We start from the raw sequence: 15,782 nt of genomic DNA, 5'->3' as shown, positions 1-15,782 counted from the left end.
TTAATCATCCTTGCTGGTGTCGGTGGTGAGGGTGGCGGCGAGGCGGCGGCGGAGTGCCTTCCGACTGATCTTTCCCACGCCTGTCAGTGGGAAGGAGGATTCGAACTCGAAGCGGTCCGGCAGTTTGTAGGCGGCGAGCCCACGGCGGGTGAGAAATTCCCGGATCTCCGTGGCGGTGGGTGGCGTGTCGCTGATGATCCAGGCGCAGGACCGTTCCCCGAGGTAGTCGTCGGGGATTGCGACGAGGGCGGCATCGATGATGTCGGGGTGCGCGATGAGATGGTTCTCCACCTCCTCCGCGGAGATTTTCTCGCCACCCCGGTTGATGTGGTCCTTGTCGCGGCCCTCGACGATGAGATGCCCGGTGGGGAGTCGGCGGACGATGTCACCGGTGCGGTAGAAGCCGTCGTCGGTGAACGCGCCGGGATCGGCACCGTTGAAGTAGCTGCGGATCGTGTACGGGCCACGGGTGAGCAGATGGCCGGATTCGCCCTCGGGGACCGGGTGTCCCTCGTCGTCGAGAATGAGGATCTCATCGGCCGGGGAGATGGGCCGACCCTGGGTTCCCGTGACCACGTCTTCGGGATCGTCGGCGCGGGTGTAGTTAACCAGCCCTTCCGCCATCCCGAACACCTGCTGGAGCCGACACCCGAGGACCGGGGTGACCTTCCGGGCCGCTTCGGCGGGGAACTTCGCCCCTCCGACCTGCAGTACCTCCAGTGTGTCGAGGTGGGCGTCAATCCTCGGGCGCAGAGCCAGCCAGGTCATCGCCAGAGGCGGAACCGCTGCGGTCATGGTGACCTTCTCGGCGTCGATGAGGTGGAACACCGAGGTTGGTGTCGGGTCCTCGGTGAGGATCACGGTGCCCCCGGCCCACAGCACACCGAGCACACCGGGAGAACTCATGGTGAAGTTGTGCGAGACCGGAAGGACGACGAGCATCCGGGTAGCGGTACTGAGCTGACAGATCCGGGCGGACTCCCGCACCGAATAGAGATAGTCGGCGTGGGTGCGGGGGATCAGTTTCGGGATGCCGGTGCTTCCCCCGGAGACCTGGAGGAACGCCAGTTCCTCCGGCGCCACCGGTGCGGGGGCCGGAAGATCGGCCACCGGATCACCGCCGAGGGAGGCAAACTCCGCAGGGTCGGGCCCGGCGATGATCACCTGCACCGGGTTCGGCAGCGCCGGTAGCACCTCGCGGGCCAGGTCCCGGTAGTCGAAGCCGTTGTGGCTGCCGGGTGCGATCCAAGCCGCGGCGTTCGTGCTGGCCAGGAAATGTCTGAGTTCGGCGGCGCGATGAGCGGGCAGGGCGAAGACGGGACGCGCTCCGAGGTGGAAGAGCGCGAAGATGGTGGGCAGGAACTCCGTGGTGTTGGGAAGCTGAACGACGACGAAGTCTCCCCGGGTGATGCCGAGAGCCCGGAGCCTGCGGGCGGTGGCGTCGGCGGCGGTGCTCAGCTCACGGTAACTCAGCCGGTGGTTGACGCCGTGCAGATCATGCCCGACGACGGCCTCGTTGTCACCGAAGCGTGCGGCCGCCTCCCGCAGGAAGGTGGCGAAAGTGTCGTCGTTCCAGTACCCGGCGGCGCGCCAGGCGGCGACGTCCGCAGCGGGATAGAGCGCGGTGCTGTCAGTGTGTTCGGACATGTCGTGCCTTCGGTTCAGGGGTGGAGTGGATTCCGAGTGCCGCGCGGAGCGGGCCGAACTTCGTCCTCGTCTCCCGGACCTCGGTGTCCGGGACGGAGGTAGCGACGATGCCGCCGCCTGCGTGGGCGCGGATCTGGTGGGCGCGGGAATCGACGACGCAGCTACGGATCGTGACGCGCCATTCCCCGTCGCCGTGTTCATCGGCCCAACCGACCGTCCCGGCGTAGAACCCACGTTCCGGCTCGTAGGTCCGGAGGAGTTCGAGGGCACTGCTGGTTGGGTGTCCGGCGACAGCCGGCGTCGGATGAAGCGCCAGGGCGAGTTCCAGCACCGAGACCCGGCCGTCGCCGAGCGTGCCGGTGATCGGGGTGCCCAGGTGCCAGGTGTGGGAGGTGCGGGTCAGCGTGGGGCGGCGGGGAATGTGGAGCTCGGTGCAGTAGGGGCGCAGGACGCGGTCGATCTCCGAGGTCACGTAGGCGTGCTCATCAAGATCCTTCGGGGAGAGCAGAAGCTCGGTCGCCCGGGCCTCGTCCTGCACCGGGTCCGTGGAACGCGGTGCGGTTCCCGCCAGCGGATGCGATTCGATGCGATTCCCGCGCTTCCGGATCAACAGTTCCGGGCTGGAACCGACGATGGTTTCGCCGAGGTGGGAACGTCCTGCGACACTGATATCCACGAGATACCCGGTTCCGGTTCCGGACCCGTCGATGAACCGTGAGAGCAGAACCTCCGGGTTGACGTCCCGGTCGAAGTGGTAGGTCTCCCGTCGGGCCAGGACGATCTTGGAGACCTGTCCCTCTTTGATCGCAGCGACTGCGGACGCGACACGTTCGGCGTGTTGCTCGGTGCTCGGGTGCTCGTCGATCCGCGTCGGCGCGGGGATGTGGCCGTCGGGAAGCTCCGGGGTGCCCAGATGATGCCGGTAGTGGTCCGGGGTGAAGAGCGCCGGAGTCTCCGCCGTATAGAAGGGGAGTGCCCCGACGATGAGCGGAACCGTCCCGGTCCGCAACGCTGCGACCGCATCGCCCGGATTAGGCCAGAACCGTGCTATTCCGGTCGCCGTCAGGGTCGATTCACCATCGGAGAAAATAAACTCGCGCACGGTCACTCCCCTTTACCCGGTGTGGTGAACTGCTCAAGAACATCGCCCGTCCGGAGTGCGACACCGGCACGTCTGCCAACCCACTGCACCGCAGAACGGTGCTCCTCCGCGGAGAAATCGGCGACGGCATCGGCGACGAGGAAAGGCTGAATGTCATTCATGAATGCGTCTGCCGCACTCACCTGGCACCCCATGTGCGCGTACACCCCGGTGACCACCAGTTGATCGCGCCGGGCGAAGGAGAGTGCCTGCCGTAGATCCGTCCGCTCGAAAGCGGAGTAACGCCATTTGGTGATGAGATGGTGGTGTGCTCGCGGAGCCAGCTCAGGAATCACCGCAGCCTCTTCCGCGTCCGCGATACCGGTGCCCCAGAAATCGGTGAGCAGGCCGCGCCGGGCGGGTGCCTGGACGGGCGGCTGCACCGAGTAGAACACCGGTGCCCCAGCCGCGTCGAAGGCGTCGATGAGCGCCCTGATGTTCGGGATCATCGTCGAGACGGGTTCCCGGGAACGGTCGTAGGCAGCGAGGAAATAGGCCTGCATGTCATGAACAAGCAGGGCGGCGCGCCCGGGATCGACACTCCAGTCGACGACGGGTTCAGGAACCGGAGCATCGGGGGGACAGGCCGCCGAGAGAGGATAGGGCGCGATGAGGGGAATAGCCATACGGGGGAGATTCTGCTTTCCGCGAGTGGGGGAGAGGGGCTCGGATCAGGCGTCGAGGGTGGCGCCACCGTCGATACGCAGGTCGTGCATCGTGATGTGCCGGGCGGCCGGAGAAATGAGGAAGGCGCAGGCTCCGGCGATGTCGGAGGGATCGGCGAGCCGCTGCAGGGGGATCCCCAGACGGTACTGCTCCGGAGTTCCCGCTATCACCTGCGCGCTCTGATCACTGCCTTCAGGCCACATACCGCGCAGCATGGGCGTGTCGGTGGAACCGGGGGAGATGACATTGCACCGGACCCCGTGCGGGGCGCACTCCAGGCCGAGAGTGCGGACCCAGGAGGTCGTGGCCGCTTTGGACGCGCCGTAGGCGGCCATCCCGGCTCGGGGCACGGCTGCCGCGTTCGAGGAGACGACTACGAGGGAACCGCCGCGACGTTCGACGAAGCGGCGCGCGACCGGAGCGCAGACCGCGACCGTGCCGAGAAGGTTGACCTCCAGAGAGAACCGCAGGGAAGCGGGGTCGGGGTTCAGGGCGGAATCCGGTCGCAGGACGCCGGGAGTGTGGACGAGGGCATCGAGTGGATCGCTGTCATCGAGGTCGGTGATCGCAGCGACGATGGAGTCCGAGTCGGTCACGTCGTACTCCGGAAGGTCCCAGGCGCTCACCCGGTGTCCGAGGTTCCGCAGGTGCTCAACCACCGCGGAACCGACACCACCCCGTGCACCTGTGACCAGGACATGGAGAAGGGTGGATGATGACTGTGACGGGCATTCGATCCCTGGCATGACGGAGCGGGGCGCCTTTCGCGAAGAGGGGTGGTGCAGTAGTGCCGAGAGTCTCGGGGTGTGACCCGGGAAACACTGTTAATTAGGTTAGGCACCACACAATTAACAGGCTTCGTGCCGGTGTTGTCAACAGTGAGGTGGACACCCCGCCGTCGTGCCCGAAGTTTGGGCTCCGTTACTATTGCCGACGTTCAGCTTCTCCTCATCTACTTCTTCGAAAAAAGGGGTTCGTCCCAGGTATGCGCATTATTTTCACCGGCTTTGCCACCTTCGGCTATCGTTCGATCACGGCCCTCGCGGACAGTGGGCACGAGATCGTTCTCGTCTGCACCCAGCCGCCGATCGATGACCCCTACTATGCGGGAATGGACGAGGATGTCGCCGCCTTCGCCAGGGAACGCGACATTCCCGTCGTTGAGACGAAACGTCTGGACGGGGCGGCAGCCGACGCCATCCGGGCAGCGGAGGCGGATTTGATGGTGGTGACGAACTGGACGTCGGTGATCGCCGAGGACGTGTACGCCGCGCCGCGCCTGGGAACCCTCAACATCCACGATTCCCTGCTCCCCAAGTATGCGGGCTTCGGGGCCCCGAACTGGGCGCTGATCAATGATGAGCCCGAGGTCGGGGTCACCGGGCACCTCATGGCGGAAGGCTTTGACACCGGCCCCGTCGTCGCGCAGCGCGCCACCCGGGTCACGGATTCCGACGATGCACTGACATTGACCAACCGGTGCCTCGACCTGGTGGGCCCGGTCCTGCAGGATTCCCTCGATTTCCTCGACGCCGGAAAGGCCCCAACCCCGCAGGACCCGGAGCAGTGGACCTACTTCCACCGCCGTCGCCCCGCCGACTGCGGGATCGACTTCTCCCTCGGTGCTCGCGCGGTGTTCAACCTGGTCCGGGCGAGCTGCGACCCCTTCTTCAACGCCTGGGCCTACCTGGGTGAACAGCTCATCTACCTCACCGACGTCGAGATCAGTCCGATGCGGTTCGGTGGAACGCCCGGGCGCGTCGTGACCGATGGTGAACACATCGTCGTCGTCGCGGGTCCCGCAGCTCATACCGGGCGTGAATACGGTGTGCAGATCAACCGCATCAGGTTGGCGGACGGAACCGACATCGACAATCCCGGGAGGGTCATTCGGCCGGGGATGTACCTGCGGTTGACTCCCGGACGGTAGCGATACCGCCGTTGACATAGATCTAGAGTTCTGGAAATCTAGATCTATGTCACTTCGTCATGCCTCCCGACCTCTCACGGCAGCCATCCTGTCCGGTGTCCTCGGCCTGGCGGCTTGCGCCCCGACACCACCAGAAGACGGGGGAGACACCGCCCGGCACATCACCACCGCATGCCGCCACGGTGACACCGACCTGAGTGAATCCTCCGGCTGGGTAGCACACCTCGCCGCCCACCCGGACGACTCCGCAGTCGTCATCATCCCCGACGCCACCGCCCCCGACGGTCCGGACACCGTGCGGAAGAACACCGACACCCCACTCGACATCGCATCCGCAGCGAAGATCATCCACCTGCTCGCCTACGCCGACGCGGTCACCGACGGCACCATCGACCCCGACACCCCGGTTCCCGTCTCCGAATGGGAGTCCTTCTACCTGCCACTCGATGGTGGGGCACACGCCGCAGCGCTGACCCGACTCGGCGTCGACAAGCGGGAACCGGCTCCCGGAGTCGCCGTCGCCACCGACCCGGATGCCACCGTCACCTTCGACGACCTCGTCAGCGCGATCATCATCGAATCCGACAACGCCGCAGCGGACTGGCTCACTGACACACTCGGAGCACCCGCTCTCGCCACCGCCGCCACCAGAGCAGGATGGGACAACCCCCACATCCCCAACTACCTCGGATCACTGCTCGCCGTCCTCGACCCCGATGGTGCCGACGACCCCGGCGCCGCCTCCCGCAGATACCGCGAAGACCCCGAATGGGCCGACGCTATCCTCCACCGCGCGCCGGCCGGATATTCCGAGCAGCGGGACATCCTCCGCGGAACCGCGATGGCCACCGCCGGCGACCTCGCGGCCGTCTACACCCGACTCGCCTCCGGCGACCACGGCCCAGCCGGGGACATCGCACGACGTCACCTCGAACACACCCCCGCACCCGGCTATACCGCGATCGGACACAAGGGCGGCAGCCTGCCCGGCGCTCTCGCCGACGCCATGGAGATCCGCCGCGAGGACGGAACCCCGGCGGTCGCGGTCCTGATCTCCACCGCGATCCCGGAAGCCGACTACACGGACGCACTCGCTGCGTTTGCCTGGCAGGACCTGATGCTGCAGGCAGTCGACTCCCACGACATACGTGAACAGCTAACCTGTGGAGAATGACTGAAGCACAGGAACTCGCGGACCTCCGGAAGCGCGTCACCGACCTTGAGTCGCGCGTGCGGATACTCGAGAATCCCGGAACCCCGGAGCCGCCCCTCACAGACGGGGACGGAGCGATCACCGGAACCGTCCGCTACAGCGGCGAACTCACCGCACCACGTCAGCTCCGCTGGACGATCACCCTCGACGCAGAGACCGCGCGTTCCGTGCCGAGCGACGGGATCGCGGAGGTTTTGGCCGCAGTGTCCAGTCCGGTACGGCTGATCATCCTCCGGGAACTCCTCGTCGAACCAGCTAGTGCCAGGCAACTACAGGAACTCCTCGGCTACAGCTCGCCCGGGCCGCTCTACCATCACCTCAAGCCCCTGCAGTCCGCCGGAATCGTGGCACGTGATGGGGACGGAAAATACCAGATACCCGGCCCCCGAGTCGTGCCGCTGCTGATCCTGCTGGCGGCCGCCGGTGACGTCGCCGGAGAGTTCAGGGACGGAACGGTACCCGACCAGTAACGCGATGCACTGGAACCCGAACGGGGCCACCGGTGCTTCACCGGGTGTTTTTCTTTTGCCGTTATACCGCTGGTCATCTTCACTGAATCGGTAAATACGCAGTTCAGCCAGCTTGTTTTTGGCTGGAGGGGTGCGTTCAATGGCTCAGTGTGAAACTCAAAGACCTGTCCTCGCTGTTCTCTCGTGACCGCGTCACCCACGCCCGCCCCGCACGCCGGGTCACCGCGGTCGCCGCAACCCTCACCGCCGGAGCGCTCGCGCTGGCGGCGTGCTCATCCACCGGCGGAGCCCCGGAATCTTCCGGTGGCGCCGCCGGTGGCGGCACCGTCGACACACCCCGCGCGGTTGTCGCGATGGTGAGCCACGGAGCCCCCGGTGACACCTTCTGGGATCTCGTGCGCAAGGGCGCAGAGGATGCCGCGAAGAAGGACAACATAGAACTTCGCTACTCCTCCGATCCGCAAGCACCGAACCAGGCGAACCTCGTGCAATCCGCGATCGACGCCGACGTCGACGGTATCGCCGTGACGCTCCCCAACGCCGAGGCCATCGGACCGGCCGCGAAGAAGGCTGTGGATGCGGGGATTCCCGTTGTCGGGCTCAACGCCGGAATGACCGACTACTCCGACTACGGCCTGTCCGCCTTCTTCGGGCAGGACGAGTCCATCGCCGGTGAACTCGCAGGGGAGCGGCTCGCCGACGACGGTGCCAAGAAGGTCCTCTGCGTCATCCACGAACAGGGCAACTCCTCCCAAGAGGCCCGCTGCGGTGGGATCAAGAAGGGCCTCGGGAACTCCGGGGACATGGAGATCCTCTACGTCAACGGAATGGACATGACCTCCGTCGCGTCCACCGTCCAGGCGAAGCTCGCCCAGGACCCCTCCATCGACTGGATCATGGGGCTGGTCGCACCGGTCGCGATCACCAGCATCGACGCCGCGAAGGACGCGGGCAGTGAGGCGAAGATCGCCACGTTCGACACCAACGCCGAACTGGTCAAGGCCATCAAGAACGGCACCATCGAGTGGGCCATCGACCAGCAGCCCTACGTGCAGGGATACCTCGCCGTTGACGCCATCTGGCTCGCGATCCGCAACGGATCGACCCTCGGGGGCGGTAAGCCGGTGCTCACCGGTCCCTCCTTCGTCGACTCGACGAACGTCGACTCGATCGCCGACGCCGCAACAGAAGGTCTTCGATGAGTCGTGGGCACACCTCTGCCGGTGACGCGGCCGTGACCCCGGACGCCGCCCCGCCGGCGAACGGCGCGGCCGACGACCGGCTCCGGGAGCGGACCGTCTTCGACCGGTTCATCCGTCGCCCGGAACTGGCGAGTCTCGTCGGTGCGGTCATCATCTTCACCCTCTTCATGATCGTGGCCCCGCCGTTCCGTACACCTGACGCCTTCGCTACCGTGCTCTATGCCTCGTCGACGATGGGCATCATGGCGCTCGCGGTCGGCATGCTCATGATCGGAGATGAGTTCGACCTCTCCTCGGGTGTCGCGGTCACCTCCGCGGCGCTCGCCGCGGCGATGCTCAACTATCACCTGCACCTGAACTCCTGGGTCGGCGTGTTCCTGTCCCTCGGAACGGCTCTGGCGATCGGGGCGCTCAACGGCTTCCTCGTGACCCGCACCGGGATCCCCTCATTCCTGATCACCCTTTCGGTGTTCCTCATGCTGCAGGGGCTCAACCTCGCGCTGACGAAGCTCGTCGCCGGACAGGTGGCCACCCACTCCATCGGGGACATGGACGGATTCACCTCCGCCAAGGTGCTCTTCGCGAGTTCCTTCAGCATCGGCGGGGTGAATGTGAAAGTGACCGTGTTTTGGTGGCTGCTGTTCGTCGCGATCGCGAGCTACATCCTGTACAAGACCCGCTTCGGGAACTGGGTCTTCGCCGTGGGCGGCGACAAGGCCGCGGCTGAGGCCGTCGGTGTGCCCGTACGCAGGGTCAAGATCGTGCTGTTCATGTTCGTGGGGTTCGCTGCCTGGTTCGTCGGTATGCACAACCTGTTCGCCTTCGATTCCATCCAGGCGGGGCAGGGCGTCGGCAACGAGTTTCTCTACATCATCGCCGCCGTCATCGGTGGCTGCGCGCTCACTGGAGGTAAGGGAACCGCGGTCGGAACCGCCATCGGCGCCCTCATCTTCGGTATGACCAACCAGGGCATCGTCTACGCGGGATGGAACCCCGACTGGTTCAAGTTCTTCCTCGGCGCGATGCTGCTCTTCGCGGTCATCGCCAACAGGACGACAGCAAACTACACGGAGAACAGGTAGATGGACACCACCACCGATACCCTGCCCCAGGCCGACAGCGCCCGCACTCAGGACCCCGGAACCCCCATCGTCGAACTGCGCGATATTGCGAAGTCGTACGGAGCGTTCAACGCGTTGTCCGGGGTCAACCTCACGGTCCGTGCCGGGGAAGTCACCTGCATCCTCGGTGACAACGGCGCCGGGAAATCCACGCTGATCAAAATCCTCTCCGGGCTTCACCCCGCGACCTCCGGTGAGGTGGTCATCGACGGGAAGCTCGCGCACTTCCGTGGACCGAAAGACGCCCTCGTCGCCGGTATCGCCACCGTCTACCAGGATCTCGCGGTGGTTGGAACGATGCCCGTCTGGCGGAACTTCTTCCTCGGCCAGGAGCTGACCGTAGGCCCGTTCGGGCACCTGCGCGCCGAAGAGATGCGCAGGATCACCCGCGATCAGCTGTTGGAGATGGGTATCGACCTCCCCGACGTCAACGTCCAGGTAAATCAGCTCTCTGGTGGTCAGAGACAGGTCGTGGCCATCGCTCGGGCCATCTACTTCGGCGCTCGAGTGGTCATCCTGGACGAACCCACTGCGGCGCTGGGTGTCAAGCAGTCCGGCATGGTTCTGAAATTCGTTGCCGATGCCCGTGACCGTGGAATCGCGGTTATCCTCATCACCCACAACCCACACCACGCGTACCTCGTCGGTGACGAGTTCATCGTGCTCGGGCTCGGCCGGCAGATACTCGCCGTGAACCGTGCCGACACCAGCATCGACGAACTCGCCCTCCAGATGGCCGGTGGCGGGGAACTCGACGCCCTCGAGCATGAACTCAAGAGAAGCTGAGCACCCCCAGTTCCTCCCCACCGGGCGTGAACGGGCGGTGACAATCCGGTGAGCGTCCGGTGAGACCACCCCTCGGCTCCAGGACCGCACCCTAAACTGACGTCCATGTCTCACCGCCGCCGCGCCGCTGCCACAGCTACAGCCATCGCACTCATCACCCTTTGCACGCAACCGGCCCAGGCAATCAACCTGCCGCCCGTCCCCGCGCAGCTCCCCGGACAGGAGATTCCCGTCCACCACGACGGCGCACCGGTACCCGTTCCTTTCAGCCCGCACGACTATGTGGGTTACATCTCCGACATCAGTTCCCATCGGTACGGCATCTATCTCGATGTGATCGACTCATTCGGAGCAATCCGGGAGAACCCGGGGGTGATGAGTTCCAACCTGGAGCAGGTTATCGCGGTAAACAATGCCGCCAGGAACGACCCGGCCCGGATACGCCGCGCCCAGGTGGACGCGAGGGCGGACCGGGACGGCGTGCTTGATCCCGTGGCTGACGCCCTGGGTCCCGTCCTGGCGCAGCATTTCCGCGACGCACTCGCAGAGAACCGGCTCCCCAAAACCCGGATGCTGCTCGGTGGTGGATGGTTCGCGCGTGCCGGTGGCCCGGCCAGCTCTACGTTCGTGGAGAAGGAAATCTTCGCAAATCCGCGTCCCTTCGTCGTCGCACCCGACCGCATCACCAAGTTCGTCGCGACGGACCGGGACTTCTACAGCACCTCGAAATCCTTCCCCTCCGGGCACACGAACCAGGCCACGTGGACAACCACGCTGCTGGCCGTGATGCTCCCCGAGTTCGGTCCACAGATACTCGCCCGAGGCTCTGAGGCGGGGGAGCACCGCCTGGTGATGGGCGTGCACTACCCGCTGGACGTCATCGGCGGCAGGATGACCGGAACCGCCGCAGCGGCGGATCGGTGGAATGACCCGAAGATGCGGGCTAACCTCATCGCTGCCGCCGCTGAGATCCGGGCTGAGCTGGAATGGCGGTGCGGTGCGTCCCTCGCCGAATGTGCGTCGGTGGGGCCCGCATACTCCGCTGATCCGGTGGGGGACTACACCCGTCGGATGAACTACGGGTTCGCCCCGGTGGGCGACACCGCCGCGCCGATGATCGTGCCGCAGGCTGCCCCGGACCTGCTTCTCGGGGCGTTCCCGGATCTGTCCTATGCGCAGCGCGCGGAGATCCTCCGATTGACCGCGGGCCCCGCGGGAATGCCGCTCGACGGGACCGGGCCGGAGGGGTCCTGGCAGCGGCTCAACCTTGCCGCCGCGATGGCGGCTGAGGTCACCGTGACCCCCGACGGGCAGGTGCGGCTCCGCGGTTAGCGGTATACGGGATCGGAAAAAGGGGATCGGCACCGAGACGTCGCAGGCAGGTTGCCTATCGACGTCCAGCTGCGGTAACGTCATCCGCTGGACTTGCGTCCGTCCGCTTTTACGCTGCTTTGCGCATCGTTCAGCGGGCGTCGTGCAGGTCCTTGTGGCAATACCGCCACGAAAACGTACAGACGTTCCACTCCTACTTTGTTGTAGGCCCCCCGCCCGATGGCGTCCATCGGTTACTGCTGGCAGCGAGCTGCACCACTACTAAGTGGATTGTGGCGACAAGTGGCCAGGGAGAAGATGATAACGCCGGGTGGTCATTAGCGTGATCAGGGGAACCGCAACGAGAAAGGCTACTGGTCTACCATGACCATGACTGATCCTATCGCCGACATGCTGTCGCGCGTGCGCAACGCGAACAACGCGTTCCACGACACCGTGTCGATGCCGTCCTCGACTCTCAAGGCGAATATCGCCGAGATTCTGAAGCAGGAAGGCTACATCGCCGACTACAGCGTCGAAGATGCGAAGGTGGGCAAGACCCTCTCGCTGACGCTGAAGTACGGCCCGTCCCGCGAGCGCTCCATTGCGGGTGTTCGCCGCGTGTCCAAGCCGGGCCTGCGCGTTTACGCCAAGTCCACCAACCTGCCGAAGGTCCTCGGAGGCCTGGGTGTGGCCATCATCTCCACGTCCCAGGGTCTGTTGACCGATCGTCAGGCTACCGAGAAGGGTGTAGGCGGAGAAGTCCTCGCCTACGTCTGGTAAGGGAGGATTGAGCAACAATGTCGCGTATCGGTAAGAACCCGGTCGTCGTCCCCAACGGCGTCACCATCACCATCGACGGCCAGAATGTCGAGGTCAAGGGCCCCAAGGGATCCCTGACCCAGACCATCCCGGCCCCGATCACCGTCGCCCAGGAGGAAAACGAGATCATCGTTTCCCGCCCGGACGATCACCGCAAGAGCCGCGCCCTGCACGGCCTGTCCCGCTCGCTGGTCAACAACATGGTTGTCGGCGTCACCGAGGGCTACACCATCAAGATGGAAATCTTCGGTGTCGGTTACCGTGTCCAGGCCAAGGGCAGCAACCTCGAGTTCGCTCTCGGCTACAGCCACCCGATCCTGATCGAAGCTCCGGAGGGTATCACCTTCGCCGTCGACGGCAACACGAAGTTCTCCATCACGGGTATTGACAAGCAGAAGGTCGGCCAGATCGCCGCGAACATCCGCCGCCTGCGCAAGGATGACCCCTACAAGGGTAAGGGCATCCGTTACGCCGGTGAGCAGATCCGCCGCAAGGTCGGAAAGACGGGTAAGTAATGAGCAACACTGCACAGAACAAGCGCCTCCCCATCGGTCGGGATATCTCCACCCGCCGTCGTGTCGCCCGCACGCGTCGCCATGCGCGCCTGCGCAAGCACATGCGTGGAACACCGGAGACCCCGCGTCTCGTGGTGCACCGCACCTCGCGCCACATGCACGTCCAGATCATCGACGACCTGGCCGGTCACACCCTGGTCGCCGCGTCCACGATGGAACCGGACGTCCGTGGTTCCGAGGGCGACAAGAAGGCCCGCGCCGCCAAGGTCGGAACCCTCATCGCCGAGCGTGCGAAGGCCGCAGGCATCGAGGCGGTCAAGTTCGACCGCGCCGGCTACAAGTACCACGGTCGTGTCGCCTCTCTGGCCGACGCCGCCCGCGAAGGTGGTCTGAAGTTCTGATGACCGCTTTCACCAAGATCAACAACGGAAGGATCGCGTAATGCCGGGACGTGAACGGCGTGACGGCGGACGCTCCGCCGACAGCACCACCAACAGCAAAGACAACAACAACCGCAACGAGCGCCGCGGCGGAGGACGCCGCGACGATCGTCGCAACCAGCAGCAGGACGAGCGCAACCAGTACATCGAGCGCGTCGTCACCATCAACCGCGTGTCCAAGGTCGTCAAGGGTGGTCGTCGCTTCAGCTTCACCGCTCTCGTGATCGTGGGCGACGGCCAGGGCATGGTCGGTGTTGGCTACGGTAAGGCCAAGGAAGTTCCCGCGGCCATCCAGAAGGGCGCAGAGGAAGCACGCAAGAACTTCTTCCGCGTCCCGATGATCGCAGGCACCATCACCCACCCGGTTCAGGGCGAAGACGCCGCAGGCATCGTCATGATGCGCCCGGCCGCCCCCGGTACCGGTGTCATCGCCGGTGGCGCAGCACGTCCCGTGCTGGAGTGCGCCGGTGTCCAGGACATTCTCTGCAAGTCCCTGGGTACCGACAACGCCATCAACGTCGTGCATGCGACCGTCGCCGGTCTGAAGCAGCTGGTCCGCCCCGAAGAGGTTGCAGCCCGCCGTGGCAAGACACTCGAAGAGGTCGCCCCGGCCCGGATGCTGCGCGCTCGCGCAGGCAAGGAGGCTTAACCAATGGCCCTCAAGATAACCCAGCTCAAGGGCACCGTCGGTGCCAAGAAGAACCAGAAGGACTCGCTGCGTACTCTCGGTCTCAAGCGCATCCGCCACTCTGTGGTCCGGCCCGACACCCCTCAGGTGCGTGGACTGGTCAACGTGGTGCGCCACATGGTCGAGGTCGAAGAAGTGGCGGGGGAGTAGGTAGTTAAATGAGCGATCCCATCAAGCTTCACGATCTGCGTCCCGCCAAGGGCGCCAACAAGGCGAAGACCCGTCTCGGTCGAGGCGAAGCCTCCAAGGGTAAAACCGCTGGTCGCGGTACCAAGGGTACCAAGGCCCGCAAGCAGGTTTCGGCAGCGTTCGAGGGCGGTCAGATGCCGCTTCACATGCGCCTGCCGAAGCTGAAGGGCTTCAAGAACCCGGCGAAGGTCACCTTCCAGGTGGTTAACGTCTCCGATCTCGAGAAGGCCTTCCCCGAGGGCGGCGACATCACCGTCGCCGATCTCGTCGCAGCCGGCCTCGTCCGCGCCAAGCAGCCCGTCAAGGTTCTCGGCAACGGCGAGATCAGCGTCAAGGTCAACGTCACCGCCACCAAGTTCTCGAACTCCGCCAAGGAGAAGATCGAGGCCGCGGGTGGTTCCGTGACCGCCGAAGGCAAGTAGCACCCGCCGCCAGGGGTTCCACCCCAGCCGTAGAGGCGTGGGCCGTGGACCACAGAAAACCCCGTATCTCCCTGACCGGAGATACGGGGTTTCTCCCGTTGTGCGCTCCTTCGGTCCCGGCACCGACGCCACCGCCGTGCCCGCGGAATACCCCGATGCACACGACGTCAAAGGACCGCGCACGCTCAGCCCGTCGCCCTGATGATCGTTCAGTGGGTGATTCTGAAGACCCTGACCTACGCTGGTGTGGGGCTGTTGGTCCACTATGCAACCTGGAAAGGAAACCGCGTCGTGAGCCTGCTCGGTGCTGCGGGGATCGGACTATTCGTCGGTGCCGTCGTCGGCGCTCTCGGGGCAGGTGGAGGAATCATCGCTGTACCCGTTCTCACATATCTCCTTGGACAGTCTGAACATGCGGCGACGAACGGCTCCCTCGTCATCGTCGCCTTGACGGCGGCCGTCGCGCTACCAGGCAAGGCACGGCGTGGCCAGGTGAGGTGGCGGGACGGACTGGTCTTCGGCGCCATGACCCTCCTTGGTGCGGTCCCCGGCCGGTTCATCAATGAACTCTTGGACCCGGAAACACTCTTCCTCGCCTTCTCGGCGCTGCTGCTCACGGTCTCCGCGGTGATGATCATCCGCTCGATCAGGGATCTCCCGGGTGAGGGGTCCGCTGACCCCGACCCACAATCCCGGGGTGGAGTCACGAAAACGGCGGTTCGCTCTCTCATCCCCGTCGCCGGAGCCGCGGGGGTGACCGGACTACTGACCGGACTGTTCGGGGTCGGTGGCGGATTCGCGGTCGTACCCGTCTTTGTCGTTTTCATGGGCTTTGGGGTCCGGCAGGCGACGGGTACATCGCTGCTCGTGATGATCATCGCCGCGGGTGTCTCGATACTCACCGGCGTCGTCAGGGGTACCTTCGTGCTGGATTGGGGCTTGGTACTCCTCTTCGCCAGTGGCTCCATGGTCGGTGGGGTGCTCGCTGGACCCCTGTCTCAGCGGGTACCCCCGGCGATGCTGTCCGCAGCTTTCGGTGTCCTGATCGGAGTTGTCGGAATCATCACCGTGGTGCGGACCGTTGCAGGCGTCTGACTTAGGTCCCACTCATCCCGTCGCGGAGGTTGATCCACCGTACGGATGGTGCACAGTCACGGCGACCAGTGGACTAGAACCTAGAAGAACCCCTACATGTGTGCACCAACCTGTCAGCTGGTAG

At 65.1% G+C, this 15,782-nt stretch carries 18 protein-coding genes; 14 read left to right on the top strand and 4 right to left on the bottom strand.

Going from position 1 to position 15,782, the window contains the following annotated elements; all coding sequences use genetic code 11:
• From JDV76_RS00565 to JDV76_RS00550, 4 genes are read right to left on the bottom strand one after another with little or no spacing between them, the layout of a single operon-like run.
• Positions 1 to 1,647, bottom strand: coding sequence for a (2,3-dihydroxybenzoyl)adenylate synthase (locus tag JDV76_RS00565; RefSeq protein ID WP_198734941.1), 1,647 nt, complete (start codon positions 1,645 to 1,647; stop codon positions 1 to 3).
• The gene (locus JDV76_RS00560; RefSeq protein ID WP_198734940.1) at positions 1,631 to 2,749 is read right to left on the bottom strand and encodes an isochorismate synthase; all 1,119 of its coding nucleotides are present in this window, start codon (positions 2,747 to 2,749) and stop codon (positions 1,631 to 1,633) included. Before JDV76_RS00560 ends, JDV76_RS00565 begins: the two co-directional genes overlap by 17 nt.
• Before the next feature lie 2 nt (positions 2,750 to 2,751).
• Positions 2,752 to 3,414 carry an isochorismatase family protein gene (locus JDV76_RS00555; protein ID WP_198734939.1) on the bottom strand — a complete coding sequence of 221 codons (663 nt, stop codon included), beginning with the start codon at positions 3,412 to 3,414 and terminating at the stop codon, positions 2,752 to 2,754.
• Positions 3,415 to 3,459: 45 nt separating this feature from the next.
• Positions 3,460 to 4,200 (bottom strand): SDR family oxidoreductase, encoded by a 741-nt coding sequence (locus JDV76_RS00550; protein ID WP_198734938.1) that lies wholly within the window; start codon positions 4,198 to 4,200, stop codon positions 3,460 to 3,462.
• A gap of 239 nt (positions 4,201 to 4,439) precedes the next feature.
• On the opposite strand from JDV76_RS00550, the gene JDV76_RS00545 reads away from it, so the two are divergent.
• From JDV76_RS00545 to JDV76_RS00480, 14 genes are all read left to right on the top strand, one after another.
• Positions 4,440 to 5,384, top strand: a complete 945-nt coding sequence (locus JDV76_RS00545; protein ID WP_198734937.1) for a methionyl-tRNA formyltransferase — start codon at positions 4,440 to 4,442, stop codon at positions 5,382 to 5,384.
• 46 nt (positions 5,385 to 5,430) lie between these two features.
• Positions 5,431 to 6,558, top strand: a complete 1,128-nt coding sequence (locus JDV76_RS00540; RefSeq protein WP_198734936.1) for a serine hydrolase — start codon at positions 5,431 to 5,433, stop codon at positions 6,556 to 6,558.
• Entirely contained in the window at positions 6,555 to 7,067 is a 513-nt protein-coding gene (locus JDV76_RS00535; protein WP_198734935.1) for a helix-turn-helix domain-containing protein, read from the top strand. Before JDV76_RS00540 ends, JDV76_RS00535 begins: the two co-directional genes overlap by 4 nt.
• Before the next feature lie 260 nt (positions 7,068 to 7,327).
• On the top strand, positions 7,328 to 8,269 hold the full coding sequence (locus JDV76_RS00530; RefSeq protein WP_232958739.1) for a sugar ABC transporter substrate-binding protein: 942 nt from the start codon (positions 7,328 to 7,330) through the stop codon (positions 8,267 to 8,269).
• Positions 8,266 to 9,351, top strand: a complete 1,086-nt coding sequence (locus tag JDV76_RS00525; protein WP_198734934.1) for an ABC transporter permease — start codon at positions 8,266 to 8,268, stop codon at positions 9,349 to 9,351. Before JDV76_RS00530 ends, JDV76_RS00525 begins: the two co-directional genes overlap by 4 nt.
• Positions 9,352 to 10,176, top strand: coding sequence for an ATP-binding cassette domain-containing protein (locus JDV76_RS00520; protein WP_198734933.1), 825 nt, complete (start codon positions 9,352 to 9,354; stop codon positions 10,174 to 10,176).
• 105 nt (positions 10,177 to 10,281) lie between these two features.
• Positions 10,282 to 11,508 (top strand): acid phosphatase, encoded by a 1,227-nt coding sequence (locus JDV76_RS00515; RefSeq protein ID WP_198734932.1) that lies wholly within the window; start codon positions 10,282 to 10,284, stop codon positions 11,506 to 11,508.
• Between the two features lie 363 nt (positions 11,509 to 11,871).
• Positions 11,872 to 12,270: a 30S ribosomal protein S8 gene (gene rpsH / locus JDV76_RS00510; protein WP_198734931.1), complete on the top strand. Its 399-nt coding sequence runs from the start codon at positions 11,872 to 11,874 to the stop codon at positions 12,268 to 12,270.
• Positions 12,271 to 12,287: 17 nt separating this feature from the next.
• A complete protein-coding gene (gene rplF, locus JDV76_RS00505; protein WP_198734930.1) occupies positions 12,288 to 12,824 on the top strand; it encodes a 50S ribosomal protein L6 in 537 nt (178 codons plus the stop codon).
• Positions 12,824 to 13,225, top strand: a complete 402-nt coding sequence (gene rplR / locus JDV76_RS00500) for a 50S ribosomal protein L18 (protein ID WP_198734929.1) — start codon at positions 12,824 to 12,826, stop codon at positions 13,223 to 13,225. Before rplF ends, rplR begins: the two co-directional genes overlap by 1 nt.
• Positions 13,226 to 13,265: 40 nt before the next feature.
• Positions 13,266 to 13,913 (top strand): 30S ribosomal protein S5, encoded by a 648-nt coding sequence (rpsE, locus tag JDV76_RS00495; protein WP_198734928.1) that lies wholly within the window; start codon positions 13,266 to 13,268, stop codon positions 13,911 to 13,913.
• 3 nt (positions 13,914 to 13,916) lie between these two features.
• Positions 13,917 to 14,102: a 50S ribosomal protein L30 gene (gene rpmD, locus JDV76_RS00490; RefSeq protein ID WP_198734927.1), complete on the top strand. Its 186-nt coding sequence runs from the start codon at positions 13,917 to 13,919 to the stop codon at positions 14,100 to 14,102.
• Between the two features lie 8 nt (positions 14,103 to 14,110).
• The gene (gene rplO, locus JDV76_RS00485) at positions 14,111 to 14,563 is read left to right on the top strand and encodes a 50S ribosomal protein L15 (protein WP_198734926.1); all 453 of its coding nucleotides are present in this window, start codon (positions 14,111 to 14,113) and stop codon (positions 14,561 to 14,563) included.
• A gap of 291 nt (positions 14,564 to 14,854) precedes the next feature.
• Entirely contained in the window at positions 14,855 to 15,658 is an 804-nt protein-coding gene (locus JDV76_RS00480; RefSeq protein ID WP_198734925.1) for a TSUP family transporter, read from the top strand.
• The last annotated feature ends 124 nt before the right edge of the window (positions 15,659 to 15,782 follow it).

This window comes from Corynebacterium marambiense, assembly GCF_016342275.1.
Classification (GTDB): domain Bacteria; phylum Actinomycetota; class Actinomycetes; order Mycobacteriales; family Mycobacteriaceae; genus Corynebacterium; species Corynebacterium marambiense.
The sequence above is the reverse complement of the archived record's forward strand: the minus strand, read 5'-3'. Positions and strand labels throughout refer to the sequence as shown.